A 21,297-nucleotide genomic window follows, 5' to 3' on the forward strand; every position below is an offset into this window, starting at 1 on the left:
ATAAAACAAGACTTTATGGTTAAGCGCAGAAATTTTTTAAAAACAATGGCATTCACTTCAGCTTCAGTTGCGGCTGGCGCACCCACGCTGCTCAATGCCCGTAATTACAGGCAGGTGGCAGGCGCCAATAAAAAGGTGAATATTGCCCACATTGGTATTGGTAACAGGGGCCTTCAGGTGGTTCAGGAATTTGCGAAGACAGGAATGGTGAATGTGGTAGCGCTGTGCGATGTGGATATGGGAGCCAAACATACACAGGAAGCGACAGGCCTTTACCCCGGGGCCAAAAGATTCAAAGATTTCCGCGAGATGTTTGACAAAGCAGGCAAACAGTTTGATGCGGTAGTAGTGGCTACTCCCGATCATTCTCATTTTCCTGTTTGCATGATGGCGATGGCTTATGGCAAGCATGTGTATGTGGAGAAGCCTATGGCGCGTACATTCTATGAAGCTGAGCTGATGATGCAGGCTGCAAAAAAGTATCCTAACGTTGTAACGCAGGTAGGAAACCAGGGACATTCGGAAGCCAATTATTTCCAGTTTAAAGCCTGGAAGGAGGCGGGCATTATCAAGGATGTTACTACGGTTACCGCGCACATGAACAATGTGCGCCGGTGGCATAACCTGGATAGCCATATTTATAAGCTTCCTGATAAGCAGCCGATTCCGGCGGGTATGGACTGGATGACCTGGCTGAGTGCGGTTCCATACCATGATTATAATGAGAAATATCACCAGGGAGAATGGCGCTGCTGGTACGACTTTGGCATGGGAGCGCTGGGAGATTGGGGTGCCCATATACTGGATACGGTTCATGAGTTCCTGGAACTTGGATTGCCGTATGAGGTTACCCTGGTTAAGGAAAAAGGCCACAACGATTATTTCTTTCCTTACTCGTCCACCATATTATTTCGTTTTCCACAACGAAACGGCATGCCGCCGGTAGATATTACCTGGTACGACGGCCTGGATAACCTGCCGCCTCTGCCTCCCGGCTATAGCGTTTCAGCGGCTGATCCGAATATACCTGCTACCAACCAGGAAAATGCCCGGCAAACGAAATTAAACCCGGGAAAGATTATCTACAGTAAAGAACTTGTTTTCAAAGGAGGCAGTCATGGAAGCACTTTAACCATTATACCCGAAGAAAAGGCCAGGGAAATGGCTGGCCGCCTTCCGGAAGTGCCGCCGAGCCCTTCCAATCATTTTAAAAATTTCCTGCTGGCATGTAACGGGTTAGAAAAAACACGCTCACCCTTTGAAATACATGGCCCTTTGAGCCAGGTATTTTCGTTAGGCGTACTGGCCCAACGCTTAAACACACAACTGTTCTTTGACAGCCGGTTAAAACAAATTACCAATAATGCCTTTGCAAATGCGATGCTCACCGGCTTGCCACCACGTAAAGGCTGGGAAGATTTTTACAAGATATAAAAACAATATATCAAACATGAAACGAAGCATGATAAATTTTTCTCACACAGGGGGATGTATATGCGGAGTTCCATCCGACCATTAAAACATAAAAAATATATGATGAAAAAAAATATTTTAGTATTGCTGCTATGTGGCTTTGTTTTAATTACTTCCGCGCAAAAATGGGAGCCGTTGTTTAACGGGAAAAACTTCAAAGGCTGGGAAAAGCTCAACGGTGAGGCCGAATACAAAATAGCGGGCAATACAATAGTGGGCATTTCTAAACTGGGAACGCCCAATACATTTCTGGCTACTGAAAAAAGATACAGCGATTTTATTCTGGAGTTTGAATTCAAAATAGATGAAGGTCTGAACTCCGGCGTTCAGTTCAGGAGCCTGTCAGAGAAAGACTACAATAATGGGCGCGTACACGGCTACCAGTTTGAAATTGATCCTTCATCCCGTGCCTGGTCAGGAGGTATTTATGATGAAGCACGCCGTGGATGGCTATATCCCATGACAGAAAATCCCAAAGCCCGGAAGGCGTATAAAAGTAATGCCTGGAATACCGCAAGGATCGAAGCTATCGGGAAATCAATCCGCACCTGGGTGAATGGTATCGCCTGTGCGAATCTTTGGGACGATAAAACATTGACGGGATTTATTGCTTTACAGGTGCATGCAATTGGCAATGCTAATGACGAAGGGAAAAAAGTAAGCTGGAAAAATATCAGGATATGTACCTCCAACCCGCAGATGTACGTAAGGCGCGAAAAAAACGACGCTCCTGAAGTGAATGTGATACCCAATTCACTTTCCGCGCAGGAAATAAAGGACGGCTGGAAGCTGCTGTGGGACGGCGCTACAACCGAAGGCTGGAGAGGTGCAAAGCTTGATATCTTTCCTGGAAAAGGATGGATAATGGATGGCGGATTGCTTAAAGTAGTAAAAAGCGGCGGCGGTGAATCGACCAATGGCGGCGATATTGTTACTACCGGGAAATACAAAAATTTTATTCTTAAAGCAGATTTTAAAATTACGGATGGCGCCAATAGCGGCATCAAGTATTTCGTGAACCCCGATCTGAATAAAGGCGAGGGTTCGGCCATCGGTTGCGAATTCCAGATCCTGGATGATGAAAAACATCCTGATGCTAAACTGGGTGTTAACGGGAACAGAACCTTAGGATCGCTCTATGATCTTATACCGGCGCCCACCGATAAACCTTTCCGGAAAAATGATTTTAATACGGCAATGGTGGTGGTGAAAGGCAATGAAGTGGAGCATTGGCTGAATAATACAAAAATTGTGACCTACTCCCGGAATAATCAAATGTGGAACGCATTGGTGGCTTATAGTAAGTATAAAGACTGGCCAAACTTCGGAAATGCAGAGTCGGGCAATATCCTTTTACAGGATCATGGAGATGAAGTATGGTTCAGGAATATTAAAATAAAAGAGCTGGATTAGCCCGGTCAGGGCTGAGATTGAGGTCCGAATTCCGTCCGTAAAAGGTCCTGATCGTTCAGGGCCTTTTTTATTAAATCAGCTCTTGGTCAAAAATTAGTTATTAGGGCAATAAACGAGCGTGTATCAAAAGGTTTTTGAAGGCGCTGAGAATCGCGTATTTGATAATACACTCCATTACCTTACCGAATAAAAAGAGGCTGTCTTGGACTTTTGACAGGCTCTTTTATTGAAAACGGCGAATTATCTAACAATTTAATTGAGCATTAAAGAAATAATTTGATTTTTGCTTGTTTCAAAACTTTTATTTTGTCATTTTTAAAAAATATGAAAAGTCAATTACTTTTTTCCGAAGCGTGATTCTTGTTTTTGGATGATCTTTTAAAATTATTGATCTGAAAATAGAGACTCCGCCGGTAAGGGTTGTTTTGCAGTTAAGAACAAGTTGACCACTCGTAAAGCAATAGTTATTGTAAGCAGTTTGAATGAGCGTGAAGAAATATGGTGCCCTACTTTAATTCAATATTTAGAAGGGAAACAAATAATTGATATCCGGCTGTATCACCATCATATTAATGATCTGCAGGATCTGCTTGAAAATAGCCGGCTTATATACCGGCATTCTGCTTCATAACTGTGTGTTTATGGTGAAAAATAAATGAATTGGTAATCAGAAACTAAATTATAGTATGTATGAAAGCTACCATGGTTGAACAAACGAAAGAATGTATTGTCAAGAATAAAAAAGTAAAACTGTTTGAATGCCACAAACCAGCCAGGTATGAAGCGCACGATACTGCCGCAACGTTGGCATTACCACGCCATATTCAAAACGATGATCTTGGCCTGCTGGCAGGAATGCAGGATAAAGAAACGGTTATTCATTGCAGAGGTGCAAAAAGAAGCGCTTCTGGATTATATCTTTTTCGGTGTGGTGGTATAAGAAGCGTGTTTTTAGTATGGTTATTACATTGTTGTGTTTATTCTGTAGCCCAGCCCCCCGTCGATTTAAAAGAACTAAAAAACAACGGCGCCCGTGTTACTGTTAATCAACATTTGATTACTGTTAAATGGCCTTGCGGACAATCACGGTTCTCGAAAATTGTTCTCAACCTGCAAAACCAGCAGGCCTTGCTGAGTAGTATCCAGGAAGAGAGAAGCGGGCGCTCTGTTGAAATAGCTAAAAACCTGGATCCTGTTTTTATATTACGCAGCGGAAAAAGGAAGCTAAGCCCAACCAGCGGAGGATGGGATATCTTTTTTGATAAAGTACCTAATAGCCCTTACCAAACGCATGTAGTAGAACTAAGCAAGAGTAGCGCCAGTGCACGTACTGTTGGCGCATCTACCGTTATAAAAATTAACAAACTGGAATCGCCGGGATTTACGGGCTATTTAGAAATAACATTTTATAATGGAAGCCCTTTGTTTAATATAGCAGCCGTAGTTAGTACCGGTAAAGATTCAACTGCTATTTTATACGATGCGGGCCTGGTAAATAAAAAGGAGCTATGGCGGCATGTTGCGTGGTCTGATGTTAGCAATAATATTGTAAGGATAGCTCCTTCGAGCAATACGAACAGTGCCAATCTCGAAGTAAAATACCGGACTGTTATTGGCGAGAATGCATCCGGCAGCTTAGCCGTTTTTCCGGCGCCGCATCAATATTTTTACCCTTTGGATGAAGCCTTTAATTTAAGATTCACCTGGTGTGGAAAGGATTATTTAAATAGGGTTCCCGGTTTCGGGATCGGCATCAGGCAGGATCCTGTTGGCGACAAAAGATTTGTTCCCTGGTTTAACGCACCACCTGAAACCTTACAACGTTTAAACTTTTTTTGTTTACTGAGCAGTAAAGATGCAGAAGGTACTTTAGATGAAGTAAAGCGGTTTACAAACAATGATGCATTTGTTGCCTTGCCCGGTTTTAAAAGAATGGCTACCCATTTTCACAATGAGTTTATTATGAATGAGGTAATGAGCGGCAAGTCAATACCGTCGAAGCCGGAGTTTGTTGATGTGCTGAAAAAGGCCGGATTGGATATTGTAAAACTGGCCGAGTTTCATGGGGTAGGGCATCCCACCGGGCCGGATTCGATCAGGCTGGTGGAGTTAAAATCACTGTTCGAACAAACAAAACGTTTGTCTGACAGTAGTTTTCTTTTATTACCAGGAGAGGAAGCCAATAATTTTTATGGCGGACACTGGCTGGCGTTTTTTCCAAAACCTGTTTATTGGATCATGTCCAGGAAAGAACAGGCTCCTTTCGAAACAAAGGATTCGCAATACGGAACCGTTTACCGTGTAGGAAATAAAGAAGAAATGCTGAAGTTGCTCGAAAAAGAAAAAGGCTTAGCCTGGGTGGCACATGCCCGTACCAAAGCATCTACCGGATATCCGGATCAATATAAAGACGAAGCTTTTTTTAAGTCGGATACTTACCTGGGTGCTGCATGGAAGTCTATACCTGCAGATCTTTCCTGGCCAACGCTGAGTCAGCGGGTAATAAAGCTGGTAGATGATATGGCTAATTGGGGACACCGGAAACATGCAATTGCAGAATCTGATATTTTTACTATTACCCATCAAAACGAAATGTACGCTCACCTGAATGTTATATATCTGAAGCTTGATCAACTTCCTCTTTATGAACAGGGCTGGCAGCCGGTTTTAGATGCCATGCGAAATGGTAAATTTTTTGTTTCCACCGGAGAAGTGCTGATACCCGTCTTTAAGATTAATGGAAGTGAATCAGGAGATGTGCTCAAAGTTCCAACGTCCGGAAAGGTAAATATTGAAGCGGTGTTACAATGGAATTTCCCGATGAATTTTGTTGAAATTGTTTCCGGTGATGGAGAAAAAGTATATCGCGAGCGTATCAGCCTTAATCATACAACAGCTTTTGGTAAGCAGCAATTCTCCTGGCCGGTAGATCTGTCTAACAAAAAATGGGTGCGCATTGAAGCCTGGGATATTGCAGCCAACGGCGCATTTACACCTATGATCTGGCTGGAATAAACACGACAAATAGTTGCAGGTAAGAGTTATCGCGCTGATGAAGGATGCGGGCCAAAAGCTCCGGGATTTTTTTCAGGATCAAAGGATGTAAATAATAGGCACTGTATTCCGGTAGATACTTTTTAGCTACCAACGTCTTATAATGGGAAAATGATATACAGTTGCGGGGAAGAAATAATTAAAAATATTTATTAATATAACAGTGGCCATGAGTATAATCGGGCGCTGTTATTGATAAAGATAAAGCAAGGTGGTTGCAAAATTTATCATATGGGCCCTTATACTTCAGGCACATCACAAAAATGACTATAGATCAAGTTAAAGATCCATCTTACTATCAAGTATACCGGTCAGTCTCAAATTGACCAGCAAATAGGCGTTTAAAATGGAACGTGTTTTTTTAAAAACCGATAGTACAGGTTTTTGACACCATTTCTTTTCTCACGCTTCCTGTCCTGTGGTTGCACCTTCAGAGATTCATCATTAAAATCATTGCCGTAAAGGCAAATTGTTTTAAAAATACAACGGTAAAAGAAGATGCCGGTACATTGCACTTTTGCACATAAATGGCGCTATTGCTGCAATATAGTTTGAACGTTCTGTTATTCAATTCTCAAGTGAATTGGCATGAAAATTGGCTTTAGCTTAAAATGTTAAATACTGATTGTTACGACGTGCTCTCGTAATTTATCTTTCTAATTGAATTAATAATAAAAATACTAGATATTTAACCATGAGATACAATGATGCCGTTGCTCATCAATCCTTTTTTGAAAATGAGGACATGCCAAATTTGCCCATCACATTTACCGGTGATGCCATAAGCCATCTCACAGGCCCGGGTAATTCGTTCGATATCAACGAATGGACATGGCATGTAGAAGTGATTAACGGCAAAAGATTTTGTGTAGTAACCGACAAAGTAGCAAACAAGGAAAGAAATGATATCTTTTAAAATTGTTATTGACTGTCATACAGTTTCAACACCTGTTCATGTCTTTTCGTAAAAAGCAAGGAATACAGTCTGTATTGGAATATTTTGTGAACCCTAAAAAAAACTAAAATGGAAAATCAAAGTAATGTTATTAAGGTCCTGAATGATTTAATTGAAATCAACAACGACAGGGCCGACGGATTTGAAAAAGCAGCAAAGGATGTGAACGAAGAAAATATTGACCTGAGAGCAACTTTTGAAAAATTTGCCTCACAGAGCCGTAAAAATGTTACAGAGCTGGCGGGTCTTGTGGGCAGCAAGGGCGAACATCCGGACGGTGGGAATACAGTTTTAGGAACGTTGCACCGTGCCTGGATTGATATTAAAGCTACATTTGGCGGATCTGATCGCCACAGTATTCTTGCTGAGTGTGAAAGAGGAGAGGATGCAATAAAAAAATCATATAAGGAGGCGTTACAGGAAAATGAACTGGGAGCAGATGTGCGAGAAGTATTATTGCAGCAACAGGAGGCCATTAATATGAGCCATGATACAATTAAGGCATTACGCGATGCAAGCAAATAAATAATATATACATAACGCTTCTTTTAGGTTATTACTAAATGTTGGATCTGTAAAGGTCCGACATTTTATATTAGTTGTTTATTGAAATGGTACATTGAACCATAATGTTCTCGCTTCGGCAGGTTTTTCAACCATTGTTATAATATCCGGGATACAATATTATCCCCGGCATAAATAACTCAATACCTGAAGCAAACAGTTTTTTTCTCACCCCTTGATGATAACATTATACCGGTCTGAAGAAGATCCTTCCAGGCAGGATATTTTTAAATCCTGATAGGTGCTTGTTCATTATATACGGCCCTTTTCCCGGTGGAAGTTTATTTTAAAAAGTAATTATGCCAATAAATAATATGAGTAACTATGGTTCTGGTTCTATTGATAATGTACCTTTAGAGTTGATAGTGCGGGCCATTAATGAAAGTGTATCCGGTATTATCATTACTGATAATCTTCAACCCGATAATCCTATCATATATTGCAATACAGCTTTTGAAAAACTTACCGGATACACCCGTCCTGAGATCATTGGGCATAATTGCCGGTTTCTCCAAAAGCAAGATCTGAGCCAAAAGGAACGTTTTATATTAAAAGAAGCTATAGTAAAAGGTGAGAGCGCGGTTGTTGAAATCCGTAATTACAAAAAGAATGGTGCACTATTCTGGAATGAGCTTCGCATTTCGCCGGTAAGGGATCAAAACGGTGTGCTTACTAACTTCATCGGTGTACAGCACGACATTACAGAAAAGCGTGAGGCGCTGGATAAACTAGTGATATCAAAGCACGGGATGGAGCAAAAAGTGCTGGAGCGTACCAAAAAGCTGAAAGATGAACGGGAGTTTACAGAAAGTGTACTTGAAACCGTTCGGGAGAGTTTAATCGTTTTAGATTCAAATCTCAATGTTCTTTCAGTTAATGAACACTTCTTGCGCACCTTTAAAGTTTCCCGGATAGAGACAGTAAAGCTTCGGCTGTATGATCTGGGCAACGGGCAATGGAACATTGAAAAGTTAAAGGAGCTGCTGGAGCAGGTATTGCCAACGAATAACCCTGTTCTAGATTTCGAGGTTCAACACAATTTTCCACACATAGGAAGAAAAATAATGCTGTTAAATGCTTTCCGGATAGAGCTGGAGGGTGAATATAAGAACCGGATACTTTTAGCGATAGAAGATATTACAGAACGGAGATCTATCGAAATCCGCAAGGACGATTTTTTGTCTATTGCCAGTCACGAGCTTAAAACACCTTTGACCTCGGCCAAGGGGTATATCCAGATGCTTAAGCGCTTTATGCATGAAGATTCAACGGATCAATTTAAGGGTATCCTTGACAAAGCAGAACGTAATGTAGAGCGTTTAAATAACCTGATTGCGGAGCTGCTCGACGTTTCAAAGATACAGTCTGGAAATATTGAATTACACATGGCCCCTTTTGACTTTGGCGCTATGCTGCGTGAAACCATAGATGCGATACTGGCCGCCAATCCCACATACAACATAAAACTGAGCGGGCAAATGGAGGAAACCGTGATCGGGGATGAATCCAATATCGCCCAGGTTGTTACCAATTTAATTTCAAATGCAATTAAATATGCGCCGCACTCAAAAGATATTGAGGTATATATAGCCAGGGTTAGCAACTATGTAAAGGTTTCTGTGCAGGATTATGGTATGGGGATTTCTAAAAGTGAGCAATCGAAGATATTTGGCAGGTTTTACCGCGTGAGCGATATTCAAAAGAAGTATCCGGGAATGGGTATCGGACTCTACATATGTGAACAGATCATCAGCAACCATAAAGGTAGTTTATGGGTAGAAAGTGAACCAGGAAACGGTGCTACTTTCAGCTTTACTATTCCCGTTAACTGATAAATGTACCACAATGAGCAAAACAATACTTATATGTGATGATGATCAGGATATTCTGGAGATGCTTACGCTTATTTTCGATAATGGGAATACAAATGTTATAGCTGTGCTTAACAGCCTGGAAGTGAGGACTCAAATTGACCGGTATCACCCCGATGTGGTATTGCTTGATCTATGGATGCCTGTGCTTACCGGCGATCAGATTATCCGTCAGCTAAGAGCTGAGGATGCTTATAAAAACCTTCCCATTGTTGTAATGTCAGCCAGCACAGACGGTGGGGAAATTGCAAAGAAGTCCGGTGCTACAGCGTATGTATCAAAACCTTTTGATCTGTTCGAGATAGAATCTACTATCAGGCGTTATCTTTAGAGTAAATGGAAATAAACCTTTTTTTTGCAATTATTATATCCGTGGGTTTATTAAAAGTGTTATTCTTCATGTGACTTTAGTTCTGTTGCTCTGCTGCTTTAAAATCCGCATCGGTAAACTTAAAAATCATTTCCTTTGCGTTAAAGCAAATTTTTCTGAGATATTTTGCAATTTTATTTGGGGATGCTGAAGTCTTTGTGCGCAAATAATTCTGCCAGCCCAGAAATCTGTTTTAGCCTGAGCAATTCATCCTTATCCATTCCAATATTTTTTAGGATCCAATCATCCGTCATACCGGTTTTTTTAAGTTCAGCAACTATATTGGTCATCAGCTCTATATTATGCGTGCCACGGGCCCGGTTGTGTCGTATTGTTGAAGCCATCCTGTTGGACAGGTCTTTATGTATAACAACGACAGGCAGCTTTCCTTTCTCTCTTTGGTAAATGCGTTTTGAAGTTTTCATTACTGTATACCTGTGAAATCCATCTACCAGTTCATACATATCTGCTTCGGGAAGGTAATAGCAAACGCAAGGCATTGTGTATCCATCCTCCCAAATAGAAAGTTCCAGCAGTTCCAGCTCTGGCGGTGCTACTACATTAGGATTATAAGCATTGGCCAGGATCTTTTCCACAGGTACAGGTATCGTGTTGTAAACAGGACTTGTATATTCTTCCATGAGATCTATGTATATATGTTCTTGTAAAAGTTTATTGTCTTCTGCTTATTTTCAAGTTCTTTCTTTGTTAATGCAAACCCCATATATTTACACAGATGGTCGTTTCTCAGAATGCATATGCACATCCGCTTAAAAGTAGGCAGATCCTTAAATTCAGGGATATTGATATCATCCTGGTACTCCATCCGAACCGGTCGTTTGGATGTTTTGTAATTTGAGCTTGCCGAAACTTCTATTTTAATACCCATAGAACGCAATTTGTCAATTGTTTTTTCAGGCAGACATCCGCCTCTATATCGCCAAAAATCAATACTTACACTAAGTTTCTGAAGATAATTTTTCTTCGTTTTTTCGGGGAGTGTATCCAGAAGAAAATGCATGTAACGTTCCCATGTGTATCCTTTAGGCAAAGCAACCGTATGTCTTCCTGCGGCAGCTGTATGCCCATATAGAGCTGTAAAATTGACCCCATTTACGCGGCATACCATTCTTCCCCACATATCAGGATCGAGGGCGCGGTAAAGCGATAAATGCTCCTGCGCAGCAGAAAGGAACGGACTGGCCACGCGTTGTTTTTCAAGGGGGACGCCGGCCTGGTAGTAAAGGTCATATAGCCGGTTGTAATCCCATCCAAAGCGGCCATTAGCAACCCATATATCCGTTGTCAGCCAGTCGTGGATTACGTAGGCATTATATACATTATCTGTAATACGATGAGTCCATTTCAATCCCTTGTAAAGACTTGTTCGTCTGCTGCTGTGTATAGTCCGCCAGCGATCGAAACTTTCCTGCGTTCTTATACCTACCAGGCAGCAGGTTTTTTTCGCTTTTTTTAGCTCATGGTACCACTCCGCAAAGAGCATCTGAAAATCATAGTCCCACAGTTCGCTGGTGTAAAATGCAAAATCATTTTTAGTATAACTACCTTTTGGCTTTTCTCGTACCCAAAGCTCTTTGTGCTTATCATCCCAGGGACGCCAAAAAGTTTGATGCATGGACGTACAGGTGGTTACTTTAAAAGGAACACAAATTCTGTATACATCAATAATGTCAGGATTTTCTTTTAAGACCCGGTCTACATATTGTGTCGTCTTTTCATACTGCACTTCGTAGTCAAGATGAAAAACACCGATCCTTTTATTAATCCTGTTCTCCCTTATGTATTTAATGCAGAGGTTCAGCATTACACCGCTGTCCTTACCCCCGGAAAAAGAAATATAAATATTATCAAATTCTTCAAAAACCAATCCAATGCGGTGCATTGCCAGGTCATACACATTCTTTTTCATTGGACCTCGTTTTTAGGTTGTACCAACTTTTTCTTCAGCCGGTACCAGTTTATCCATCTTCATTTTTACATATCTTTTCCAAAAAAGCACTGTTGGGAAACCGCATTTTTCAAAAACTGGAATATGCCTTATTTGTACAATTGCTTCTATATCAAAATCGGGATGAAGTGTTTGAATGATTTCTTTGAGCAGACTTGAGAGGGCAGCACTATCATCAGCAGCGATATAGTAGTTGTTAATGACAGCTTTTTCCCCGTCCAGTTTTACAGGAATAAAACCAATTGTAGTTCCGTTCTCTGTTCCGATATACCATCTGTAATCCGGAGATGTTTTAAATGGATAATTTAAATTGTAGCTCAATACATCTTCATCCATCACCAAATGGGCAACCAAGTGATACAGGCGCTGATCCTTTCCATGTAATTTAACGATTTCCATTTTGAATATGTTTATCTCGTTTTATCGTTATGTTTTACAGAATGCTCACTTTTCATAGAATAATTAAAGCCCTTAAAAAAAGGGAGGTATTGCTAAAATAAATAAAAAACTATTTTTAATCTTCCAACTCTAATAAGTTCAAGCTTTTAATTCAAAATCACGCTCGTATGTTTTGATTCTTTGGTCATTTGCAAAAGACCTTTGCATCCTTCAATGCCATTTTTGACAGTATATCACAGCATCTGTAGGCTCCACATTTATTTAGTTTATCTGGACATGAGCTGAAATATGGTAACTGTTTGTCATGAGGAGTTTTTATCATATTTTCATAAGCAGTTTCTTTCACAAAGCGCCTTCCAAATATACCTTTTATAAAATAGATTTCAATAATGTTTATCATAAAAATTCACGACAAAACATTAAAAAGTACTCTATCCAAGGATCTCAAGGATAAAAGCGGGATACTTTTGTATCACATAATAAATTATTGTAAAAACTAAATTTTTTGCTTAAACATTTAAGCATTAATTTTAATAACAGTTACAGCAACAATAGCGTAGAACGAATTTCATAAATACGCCCGCACTGTTGACTATCCTACACCCGCTTAACTGGTTCCGCTGGTGGACAGCTCGAATAGCTACTTCATAATATTGGGCAATGCGGATTTGAAACCCTATAAAAAGGATGAGGTTTCATTGAATATTTCGCTTCAGTTTTTAAAAGTCAGTTTTGGACTACTTCCTTTGCCGGAACGGTGCAATTCACAAAAAGGTTGCGTCTTTGCTCGGATGTACAGTATAAAAACAACTCCACTTCTTTTTCTGATCCCATTAATTATACCATTTGGAATGCTCATATTATCCTGCGCGTATTAAAGAGCAATAACCTGGAATGTAAGTTTTCTGCGCTGGACCTGCTGGGACAAAATAATGTGCTCAATAATACCGCGAATAATAATTTAATAACACAAAGCATTTCTAATAGTTTGCAGAAATATTATATGTTGACAATAGCTTTTTATCCGCGAAAATTTGGAAGGGCGGATAATAAAGATCCAGTGAAGTGACGGGCATTTTATTGAAATAAAGCGATAGTAGTAGTGGAGTACATATTCCATCAGTTTTTAACTATTTTTGACGACAGATGCTGCCTCTTGTGACAATCTGCTTACACAATTCATACGCTCTGTTCCGGGAGTACCAGTAATTAAAACCATTGAAAAAAATAATGAGATTGGGCCACATATTTTAGGACACCTACATCTAATCATGCTCCCATACGTCCAACATAAATATGTTTGAGGCATTTCAAGACGAAGTTACGCCAAGTGGTCATTCTTTTGAGTCTGTTTAAAACCTTAGAAAAAAGGGCGCATGAACTGACAGTTCGTTACGGTCTTGGCGATAGATAAGGATACCTATAAGTGGAAAATTCAAAAAATCCTGTTTCCGGACGGAATTTTTTAGGACGCGAAAACCATGAATATCTAACTCGTAAGGTTAATGTGAATCAGATTTTGTTAACTTCCGAACTTTCAAATAGATATAACGAAAATAAAAATGGGAACTCTCAATATTTAGCTGAAAGTTCCCATTTGGTACCGCGTACGGGAATCGAACCCGTGATTCATCCGTGAAAGGGATGCGTCTTAACCCCTTGACCAACGCGGCTTGTTGTTTTTGGGAGTGCAAATATAGGGTGCCATCATGGAACAGCCAAAAACTTTTTTAAGAAAATTATTGCACATGATGCTGTTTATAAAATTTAAAATGTATGAAGTACACTTATTTCATAATAATCACTAACTTCACGCCTCCAAAAAGTACTTCATAATTTAAATTACTAAAAAAGTCATGAGCACAGTTAAAGTAGCCATCAATGGTTTTGGTAGAATTGGACGTCTTGTTTTCCGTCAGATCTACAATCAGCAAGGCATTGATGTGGTAGCAATTAATGATCTTACAAGTCCCAAAGTTTTAGCGCACTTATTAAAATATGACTCTGCACAAGGGCCATTTGACAAAAATGTTTCTCATTCCGATAATTCTATCACTGTAGAAGGCGAAGAAATCAAGATCTATGCACAAAAAGATCCTTCTCAGATCCCCTGGGGAGCACACGATGTAGACGTGGTATTAGAATGTACTGGTTTCTTTACTGATAAAACAAAGGCAGAAGCCCATATCGCTGCAGGTGCAAAACGTGTAGTTATTTCAGCCCCTGCCACAGGTGATTTAAAAACGATCGTATATAATGTAAACCACGATATTTTAGATGGTAGCGAAACCATTATCAGCTGTGCGTCCTGTACCACTAACTGTTTAGCTCCAATGGCAAAAGTATTGGATGATACTTTCGGTATTGAACTGGGTATAATGACAACTATTCATGCTTATACCAACGACCAGAATACTTTGGATGCACCACACCCTAAAGGCGACTTACGTCGTGCGCGTGCAGCGGCAGCCAATATCGTTCCTAACAGTACAGGTGCCGCTAAGGCTATTGGACTGGTATTACCCAATCTTAAAGGCAAATTAGATGGCAGCGCTCAACGTGTACCAACAATTACAGGTTCTATTACAGAGCTGAACGTGATTTTAAGCAAGCCAACCACTGTAGAAGCAATCAATGCGGCAATGAAAGCGGCTGCTAACGAAAGCTTTGGTTACACAGAAGACGAAATTGTGAGCAGCGACATTATCGGAACTACTTACGGTTCTTTATTTGACGCTACACTTACCAAAGTAATGAATGTGGGTGATAAGCACATTGCACGCACCGTATCATGGTATGATAATGAGAACAGCTATGTATCTCAGTTGGTTCGTACTGTAGATTATTTTGCGAAGTTGATCAGCAAATAATTAAATAGAAAAGCGGAACATCAACAGTTCCGCTTTTTGTTTTATGAACCTGCGCAGTGAAACAGGCTGGCCAGGGCGGTATGTAGCCTATTAAATCGCGATTAATGCTATTAGCAGTTTGATAGCTTTCATCTGTCAACCGTGATCTGTTACCCTGCCAACTAAAAATTAAAAAGATGTCAAAATTCAGCGATTACAATTTTAAAGGCCAGAAAGCGCTGGTACGTGTAGATTTTAACGTGCCCCTGAATGATAAAATGGAGATCACTTCTGATGCCCGTATGAAGGCGGCTGTTCCTACCATCAAAAAGATACTGGCCGATGGAGGAAAGGTGATATTAATGTCTCACCTGGGCCGCCCTAAAGCCGGTCCCGAAGATAAATTTTCCCTTAAATACCTGGTGAAGCATTTAAGTGATCTGTTAGATGGAACACCGGTATTGTTTGCAGACGACTGTATAGGTGAGCAAGCATATCTTACCGCTGATATGATGCGTGAAGGGGAAGTATTATTACTCGAAAACCTTCGTTTCTATAAAGAGGAAGAAAAAGGGGATGAGGCTTTTGCAGAAAAATTAAGCAAACTGGGCGATGTGTATGTAAATGATGCTTTTGGAACAGCTCACCGTGCGCACGCCTCTACAGCAATTATTGCTAAATTTTTCCCTGCAGAAAAAAGAATGTTTGGCTTACTGATGGAAGGCGAAGTAAGCAGTGCTGAAAAAGTATTGAAGGAAGCGCAAAAACCATTTACAGCAATCTTGGGTGGCGCAAAGGTTTCTGATAAAATACTCATCATCGACAACCTGATGGAAAAAGCTACTGATATCATCATTGGCGGAGGTATGGCCTACACTTTCTTTAAAGCGCTGGGAGGCAATATAGGTTCATCGCTTTGTGAAGAGGAGCGATTGGATACCGCAAAAGAAATTTTAGAAAAAGCCAAAGCTAAAGGGGTGAACATACATTTACCCGGCGACAGCATTATTGCTGATAAATTTGCAGAGGATGCCAGTGTTTCTGAGTCGCCAAGCGATAAAATTCCTGAAGGTTGGATGGGACTGGACATTGCAGAAGCTGCACGCAAGCAGTTTGCCAATGTAATATTGCAGTCTAAAACCATTTTATGGAACGGCCCTATGGGCGTATTTGAAATGGAAAAATTTCAGGCGGGCACCAGGGCAATTGCTGAGGCTGTGGCAGAAGCAACCGAAAATGGCGCTTTCTCATTAGTAGGTGGCGGTGATAGTGTATCGGCGGTTAAAAAATTCGGATTTGCAAATAAAGTAAGCTATGTATCTACCGGTGGTGGTGCTATGCTCGAATTTTTTGAAGGAAAAGTATTGCCAGGTATAGCTGCGGTTAATGAAGCTTAATGCAGGTATAGCTGATCTTATAAAATGCGGAACTGTTGAGGTTTCGCATTTTTGTTTATAGCGCAGCTCGAAAAAAGTGTACGGGTACAAAAAGTTAATTAATGAGGCCGGAAGTCTAAAGGCAGCATTTTATCTGTTTTTTCATATGACCAGTAAGCGCCTGTAATCAGGCTGTAGGAACCTGTATAGTACCCGTCTGGATAGAGCACAACAGGTTCCCGGCCAGACATGGAAAGCACGGAGGTCTGGTAAATTTTATCGCTTTTGTTTAAAGCGTTCCTGATGGTATATTCTTCTTCCATATATTCCCCCGTATAAGATATCTGCCAGCTGTCGTTGAACCTCAGATAAACCTTATTTCCTCTTTTCGTAACAAAATCATTCACCTTCAGCGGGTGTTTGTAAAAGAGTTTGATTTTAAGGTTATCCTTCTGCTCAGGGGCAATGTGCCCGTAGCTGTCTATTTTAAGGATCGTTTTATTATCCGGTATAAAGCTTCCGGCTGTCTGCCATTGTATGCGGGGTATGTTATCTTGATTCTTTACATCAAATCTGTACACAAATACCTGGTCTGATGGCAGGATGTCTTTTACAAAGAAGTAAACAGCATACGTTGCATTATCCAAAACTAAAGGGATATACAGGGGCGCAGTGCTATGATCGTTTTTAAGCCATTGAGTGGCTTTAAGATGGTAAGCTTCGATATCTGCATCGGGTTTGTTCCAGATAAGGTGAGTTATGTATGTACCCAGAACGGGTTGCCTGATAGTATCTGCCGATACAGGTAAATAGAGCTCCAGGTCTTTATAGCTGATGGTTTTTATCAGGTTCACTATAAAGCCTTCTTCGGTAGCGGTACCTTTATAAACAGAACGAAGAAAATGCATTAAAGAACCATAATAAGCAATATTCCTGTTTTTATTCCACTCGTTTTGCTTCTTTTTGGTACCCTGCATTTCTGCAAATTGGGTATATCCCTTAAACTGTACTATCTGCTGCAGGAAGTGATGCTCGTATTCCTCGAGCCAGTAAGTCAGCTCATAGCCCAGAGCTTTATTTTTAATTTTCAGGGGTTCTGTGGCATATGCTTTCAGGATATTATCTTTTTTGTTATTGCGGAATCTGATCACCTGCGGATTGACGATCTCACAGTTTTTTGAGAATGGTGAATAGCTTAAAAAATCCCGGCTGAAAGTTGTGCCGTATTGTGCCCATCCATTGGCCGAGATGCCTGCCACAATCACTTCATTAAACGTTACCGCGTTTTGTTTTAGCTGTATAGCCAGTGGTTGTGCCGCTGTATGGGCATCGAGGTTTACAACCTGTGTTTCATAGTTAATTGCTGAAAAAGTGAGCTCAAAAGTTTGTAAAAATATATGGCTCAATAAAAAAGTACCATCTTTTTCGGTTTGAGTGCTGTAAGTAGTATTGTTAATATAAACGGAAATGCCATTAAGCGGCTGGCCGGATGCTACATCCATAACTTTACCGCTTACTGTAACAGCAGCATTCTGGCCTCCGGAAATCAGCGGTCCCAATAAAAGTATGAGTATGATAAAATAGCGAACCATTGCAATTAGCCGCGCTAAAGATAATATCAAAACCGGTATGCGCTCCAATAAAGCAGCAGCAACCGTTCCTGGCGACATCAGCATACAAAATTTTCTTATTTACGCGGGCGGTTATGTAGCTTTGCCGCTATGGGCAGCATTTTCTCTTTTAAAAGATTAACACGGAGTTTGGGTTATGCTTTTAATGGGCTGGTCCAGGCCATTCGCTCCGAACAAAACATGAAAGTGCATATAGTGGCTGCTATTATTGTCACTACAGGAGGATTTATTTTAAGCATTCCGACAGCAGAATGGATAGCTATCTTAATTTGCATAGGCGTTGTTATAGCCTTCGAGATGTTCAACACAGCAATAGAAAAGCTTTGCGATTTTGTATCCCCAGAGCATCATGCACAGATAAAAGTAATTAAAGATCTTAGTGCAGGCGCGGTGCTGGTTATGGCAATCATATCATTAATAACAGGCCTGTTGGTCTTTTTACCTAAAATATATTCCTGTTTTAAGCTGAACTAGCGGGTAATAAAGGCACTTTGTTTTAGCTAAAGTTGTATCAGCATATTGTAAGTTTATTCACTAAATGTGCATAACTGTTAAAAACTAACCTTGCAGGATGGTAATTCCGTTGGATAAGTTTAAATTTGCGCCTCAATATTTAAACAATAATTAAACAGGCAATGCAAAGAGTTTACAATTTCTCAGCTGGTCCTTCTGCACTTCCCGAAGAGGTTTTGAAAAGGGCGCAAAGCGAAATGCTGTGCTATGGCACAAGTGGTATGAGCGTAATGGAAATGAGCCATCGTTCCAAAGACTTCATGGCCATTCTCGACTCGACAGAAAATACTTTGCGCGAACTGATGCAGATTCCGGATAACTACAAAATACTATTTCTTCAGGGAGGAGCTTCATCGCAGTTTGCAATGATTCCTTTGAACCTCATGAATAAAAATAAAAAAGCCGATTATGTAAATACAGGCGCGTGGTCTAAAAAAGCTATCAAAGAGGCAAAGCGTTACGGCACGGTAAATGTGGTGGCTTCTTCCGAAGATCAAACATTCAGCTACATCCCCGAGCTGGATGCGTCAAGGTTTGATAAGGATGCTGACTATTTTCATATCACTACCAATAATACCATCTATGGTACAAGATATGCTGAACTGCCCGATACGGGTAATGTACCGCTGGTTGGGGATATGTCTTCCGATATTCTTTCCAGGCATTATGATGTATCTAAGTTTGGCCTGATATACGCCGGTGCGCAAAAGAACCTGGGCCCTGCCGGTGTAACGGTGGTTATCATCAGGGAAGACCTGGCAGGTAATGCCATGGACTTTACGCCAACCATGTTCAACTATAAAGAGCATATTGAAAATGGAAGCATGTACAATACGCCGCCTACGTATGGTATTTACCTGATGGGCCTGGTACTAAACTGGCTCAGGGAAAAAGGCGGTGTGGATGTTATGGAAAAGATCAATATAGAAAAAGCGAACACGCTGTACAATTTCCTGGATGGATCTTCTTTGTTCAGGAGTACCGTAGCCGGTAAAGATCGTTCGGTTATGAATATTCCTTTTGTTACAGGAAATGATGAAATAGACGCAAAATTCATAAAAGAAGCTACAGCAGCAGGTTTCGTTCAGCTGAAAGGGCACCGCTCGGTAGGTGGAATGAGAGCCAGTATTTACAATGCCATCACTCTTGAAGGCGTGCAAAAGCTGGTAGACTTTATGAAGCAGTTTGAACTGGCGAACCAATAACAATTCTTAATCACTAATTCTTAATTATCAATTTGATGGGTTATACAATAAAAACTTTAAATAAAATTGCCAAAACAGGTTTAGAAAAATTTGGAGAAAATTATATCATTGACGATAATGCAGCAGCTCCCGATGGTATATTGTTAAGAAGTGCATCTATGCACGAAATGGAGCTGCCGGAATCGGTTTTAAGTATTGCCCGCGCCGGTGCAGGGGTTAATAATATACCTGTTGACAGGTTTGCTGAAAGGGGAATTGTGGTTTTTAATACACCGGGTGCCAATGCCAATGCGGTAAAAGAGCTGGCTATTGCTTCAATGCTGATATCTTCCAGGAAAATTGTTGAAGGTATTAACTGGGCTAATGCTTTAACGCAGGACGTAGTTAAAGAAGTAGAAAAAGGAAAGGCGCAGTTTGTTGGGCCAGAGATAGAAGGTAAGGTATTAGGTGTGATTGGCCTGGGTGCTATCGGGGTTTTAATAGCTAATGCAGCTACTAACCTGGGTATGGAAGTGCTGGGCTACGATCCTTATATTTCTGTAGACGCTGCATGGGGATTGTCCAGGGCTGTAAAAAAAGCGAATGACCTTAAAACGATTTTTGAAAAGGCCGATTATATAACGCTGCACATGCCTTACAATTCGCAGACAAAAGGTACTTTAAATGCAGATACTTTTGCCCAGATGAAAAAAGGCGTTCGTATCATTAACCTTTCACGTGGGGAGCTGGTAAACGATGATGACATCCTGGCTGCTATCGGAAATGGAACTGTAAGCGCGTATGTTACCGATTTCCCGAATGAAAAAATGATCACCCAGCCGGGCGTTATCACTATTCCGCATCTGGGCGCTTCAACACCGGAATCAGAAGATAATTGTGCGGATATGGCCGCAAGGCAAACGAAAGTGTACCTGGAAACCGGTAATATTAAAAATTCTGTAAACTTTCCGAACTGCGAAATGCCGTTATCCGGTGCCCAGCGTATTACGGTAGCTCATAAAAATATCCCTAATATGTTAGGCCAGATATCCACGGCTTTAGCCGAATCGGGTCTTAATATCGGTGATATGATCAATAAAAGCCGTGGCGATTATGCTTACACGATCATTGACCTTGAAGCTCCAACTACCGAAGAAAGCCTTTCGAAAATAAAAGCTATTGAAGGGGTTTTAAAAGTAAGGGTTCTCTGATAGTTATTATTATATTTAAAGTTGTTGAGAGCCGGTGCATTGCGCCGGCTTTTTTATATCATATTGTATATAATAAACCGTTATTAGTACTATTACTAAAACAATTAACAAAATTACCTGCTTTATTATACTGTAAAAATATTTTTGATGGCAACTTTTTATAAAATTTTATAAAAGCTCTACCCGGCATTAAAAAATATTTGCCTAAAATGATGTGCCGGTAAATGACCTGAGCTGTATTGTTCAAAAATAACTACCTTACACCGCAGCGGGAAAATTCCCGTTGTAAAAAAGGGTCTTTTCCCCGTTTGTAAAGAATTGCTAAAAGACTACCTTGCCTGATAAATACACAAAAATAATGCTGTAACCATGGATGCCTTAAGGAGGGGGGCTTTATAAGACCGAAAAGTATTCCATTGGAAATCCTTACATTCGCTTTGTATTTTAATTAACCATCACCTAACC

Annotated in this window: 16 protein-coding genes and 1 tRNA gene; 12 read left to right on the top strand and 5 right to left on the bottom strand. The window is 40.5% G+C overall.

Annotated features, from left to right (window positions below; all coding sequences use genetic code 11):
• The first annotated feature begins 15 nt into the window (after positions 1-15).
• From ACYVBM_RS11710 to ACYVBM_RS11740, 7 genes are all read left to right on the top strand, one after another.
• Positions 16-1,434 (top strand): Gfo/Idh/MocA family protein, encoded by a 1,419-nt coding sequence (locus ACYVBM_RS11710; protein WP_460685846.1) that lies wholly within the window; start codon positions 16-18, stop codon positions 1,432-1,434.
• Positions 1,435-1,533: 99 nt separating this feature from the next.
• Positions 1,534-2,886 carry a 3-keto-disaccharide hydrolase gene (locus tag ACYVBM_RS11715; protein WP_460685847.1) on the top strand — a complete coding sequence of 451 codons (1,353 nt, stop codon included), beginning with the start codon at positions 1,534-1,536 and terminating at the stop codon, positions 2,884-2,886.
• Between the two features lie 690 nt (positions 2,887-3,576).
• Positions 3,577-5,901, top strand: coding sequence for a CehA/McbA family metallohydrolase domain-containing protein (locus ACYVBM_RS11720; protein ID WP_460685848.1), 2,325 nt, complete (start codon positions 3,577-3,579; stop codon positions 5,899-5,901).
• A 733-nt stretch (positions 5,902-6,634) separates the two neighbouring features.
• A complete protein-coding gene (locus ACYVBM_RS11725) occupies positions 6,635-6,856 on the top strand; it encodes a hypothetical protein (protein WP_460685849.1) in 222 nt (73 codons plus the stop codon).
• Between the two features lie 108 nt (positions 6,857-6,964).
• Complete coding sequence (locus ACYVBM_RS11730; protein ID WP_460685850.1) at positions 6,965-7,420, top strand: PA2169 family four-helix-bundle protein; 456 nt, start codon at positions 6,965-6,967, stop codon at positions 7,418-7,420.
• Between the two features lie 338 nt (positions 7,421-7,758).
• Positions 7,759-9,291: a sensor histidine kinase gene (locus ACYVBM_RS11735; RefSeq protein WP_460685851.1), complete on the top strand. Its 1,533-nt coding sequence runs from the start codon at positions 7,759-7,761 to the stop codon at positions 9,289-9,291.
• A gap of 13 nt (positions 9,292-9,304) precedes the next feature.
• On the top strand, positions 9,305-9,661 hold the full coding sequence (locus tag ACYVBM_RS11740; protein WP_460685852.1) for a response regulator: 357 nt from the start codon (positions 9,305-9,307) through the stop codon (positions 9,659-9,661).
• A gap of 173 nt (positions 9,662-9,834) precedes the next feature.
• Here ACYVBM_RS11740 and ACYVBM_RS11745 read toward each other — a convergent pair whose 3' ends face one another.
• From ACYVBM_RS11745 to ACYVBM_RS11760, 4 genes are all read right to left on the bottom strand, one after another.
• The gene (locus ACYVBM_RS11745) at positions 9,835-10,341 is read right to left on the bottom strand and encodes an IbrB-like domain-containing protein (protein WP_460685853.1); all 507 of its coding nucleotides are present in this window, start codon (positions 10,339-10,341) and stop codon (positions 9,835-9,837) included.
• 5 nt (positions 10,342-10,346) lie between these two features.
• Entirely contained in the window at positions 10,347-11,630 is a 1,284-nt protein-coding gene (locus ACYVBM_RS11750) for a DUF3440 domain-containing protein (RefSeq protein ID WP_460685854.1), read from the bottom strand.
• A 12-nt stretch (positions 11,631-11,642) separates the two neighbouring features.
• Positions 11,643-12,068 carry a hypothetical protein gene (locus ACYVBM_RS11755; protein ID WP_460685855.1) on the bottom strand — a complete coding sequence of 142 codons (426 nt, stop codon included), beginning with the start codon at positions 12,066-12,068 and terminating at the stop codon, positions 11,643-11,645.
• Between the two features lie 1,598 nt (positions 12,069-13,666).
• Positions 13,667-13,741: transfer RNA gene (locus tag ACYVBM_RS11760), tRNA-Glu, on the bottom strand.
• A gap of 183 nt (positions 13,742-13,924) precedes the next feature.
• Here ACYVBM_RS11760 and gap point away from each other — a divergent pair.
• The gene (gene gap, locus ACYVBM_RS11765; RefSeq protein WP_460685856.1) at positions 13,925-14,938 is read left to right on the top strand and encodes a type I glyceraldehyde-3-phosphate dehydrogenase; all 1,014 of its coding nucleotides are present in this window, start codon (positions 13,925-13,927) and stop codon (positions 14,936-14,938) included.
• A 176-nt stretch (positions 14,939-15,114) separates the two neighbouring features.
• Complete coding sequence (locus tag ACYVBM_RS11770; protein ID WP_460685857.1) at positions 15,115-16,314, top strand: phosphoglycerate kinase; 1,200 nt, start codon at positions 15,115-15,117, stop codon at positions 16,312-16,314.
• 98 nt (positions 16,315-16,412) lie between these two features.
• Here the strand turns inward: ACYVBM_RS11770 and ACYVBM_RS11775 are convergent, their stop codons facing one another.
• On the bottom strand, positions 16,413-17,963 hold the full coding sequence (locus ACYVBM_RS11775) for a carboxypeptidase-like regulatory domain-containing protein (protein WP_460685858.1): 1,551 nt from the start codon (positions 17,961-17,963) through the stop codon (positions 16,413-16,415).
• Positions 17,964-18,014: 51 nt separating this feature from the next.
• On the opposite strand from ACYVBM_RS11775, the gene ACYVBM_RS11780 reads away from it, so the two are divergent.
• The 3 genes from ACYVBM_RS11780 to ACYVBM_RS11790 all read left to right on the top strand — a co-directional run bounded on the left by ACYVBM_RS11780 (position 18,015) and on the right by ACYVBM_RS11790 (position 20,832).
• Positions 18,015-18,398 (top strand): diacylglycerol kinase family protein, encoded by a 384-nt coding sequence (locus ACYVBM_RS11780; RefSeq protein ID WP_460685859.1) that lies wholly within the window; start codon positions 18,015-18,017, stop codon positions 18,396-18,398.
• A gap of 161 nt (positions 18,399-18,559) precedes the next feature.
• Positions 18,560-19,642 carry a 3-phosphoserine/phosphohydroxythreonine transaminase gene (gene serC, locus ACYVBM_RS11785; RefSeq protein ID WP_460685860.1) on the top strand — a complete coding sequence of 361 codons (1,083 nt, stop codon included), beginning with the start codon at positions 18,560-18,562 and terminating at the stop codon, positions 19,640-19,642.
• A gap of 35 nt (positions 19,643-19,677) precedes the next feature.
• Positions 19,678-20,832, top strand: coding sequence for a phosphoglycerate dehydrogenase (locus tag ACYVBM_RS11790; RefSeq protein ID WP_460685861.1), 1,155 nt, complete (start codon positions 19,678-19,680; stop codon positions 20,830-20,832).
• The last annotated feature ends 465 nt before the right edge of the window (positions 20,833-21,297 follow it).

Source organism: Niabella aquatica (assembly GCF_054779315.1).

Bases quoted from the DNA above. Each gene is read 5' to 3' on its own strand.
- ACYVBM_RS11710 (WP_460685846.1), top strand. From the start codon at position 16: ATGGTTAAGCGCAGAAATTTTTTAAAAACAATGGCATTCACTTCAGCT.
- ACYVBM_RS11715 (WP_460685847.1), top strand. From the start codon at position 1,534: ATGATGAAAAAAAATATTTTAGTATTGCTGCTATGTGGCTTTGTTTTA.
- ACYVBM_RS11720 (WP_460685848.1), top strand. From the start codon at position 3,577: ATGAAAGCTACCATGGTTGAACAAACGAAAGAATGTATTGTCAAGAAT.
- ACYVBM_RS11725 (WP_460685849.1), top strand. From the start codon at position 6,635: ATGAGATACAATGATGCCGTTGCTCATCAATCCTTTTTTGAAAATGAG.
- ACYVBM_RS11730 (WP_460685850.1), top strand. From the start codon at position 6,965: ATGGAAAATCAAAGTAATGTTATTAAGGTCCTGAATGATTTAATTGAA.
- ACYVBM_RS11735 (WP_460685851.1), top strand. From the start codon at position 7,759: ATGCCAATAAATAATATGAGTAACTATGGTTCTGGTTCTATTGATAAT.
- ACYVBM_RS11740 (WP_460685852.1), top strand. From the start codon at position 9,305: ATGAGCAAAACAATACTTATATGTGATGATGATCAGGATATTCTGGAG.
- ACYVBM_RS11745 (WP_460685853.1), bottom strand. From the start codon at position 10,341: ATGGAAGAATATACAAGTCCTGTTTACAACACGATACCTGTACCTGTG.
- ACYVBM_RS11750 (WP_460685854.1), bottom strand. From the start codon at position 11,630: ATGAAAAAGAATGTGTATGACCTGGCAATGCACCGCATTGGATTGGTT.
- ACYVBM_RS11755 (WP_460685855.1), bottom strand. From the start codon at position 12,068: ATGGAAATCGTTAAATTACATGGAAAGGATCAGCGCCTGTATCACTTG.
- gap (WP_460685856.1), top strand. From the start codon at position 13,925: ATGAGCACAGTTAAAGTAGCCATCAATGGTTTTGGTAGAATTGGACGT.
- ACYVBM_RS11770 (WP_460685857.1), top strand. From the start codon at position 15,115: ATGTCAAAATTCAGCGATTACAATTTTAAAGGCCAGAAAGCGCTGGTA.
- ACYVBM_RS11775 (WP_460685858.1), bottom strand. From the start codon at position 17,963: ATGTCGCCAGGAACGGTTGCTGCTGCTTTATTGGAGCGCATACCGGTT.
- ACYVBM_RS11780 (WP_460685859.1), top strand. From the start codon at position 18,015: ATGGGCAGCATTTTCTCTTTTAAAAGATTAACACGGAGTTTGGGTTAT.
- serC (WP_460685860.1), top strand. From the start codon at position 18,560: ATGCAAAGAGTTTACAATTTCTCAGCTGGTCCTTCTGCACTTCCCGAA.
- ACYVBM_RS11790 (WP_460685861.1), top strand. From the start codon at position 19,678: ATGGGTTATACAATAAAAACTTTAAATAAAATTGCCAAAACAGGTTTA.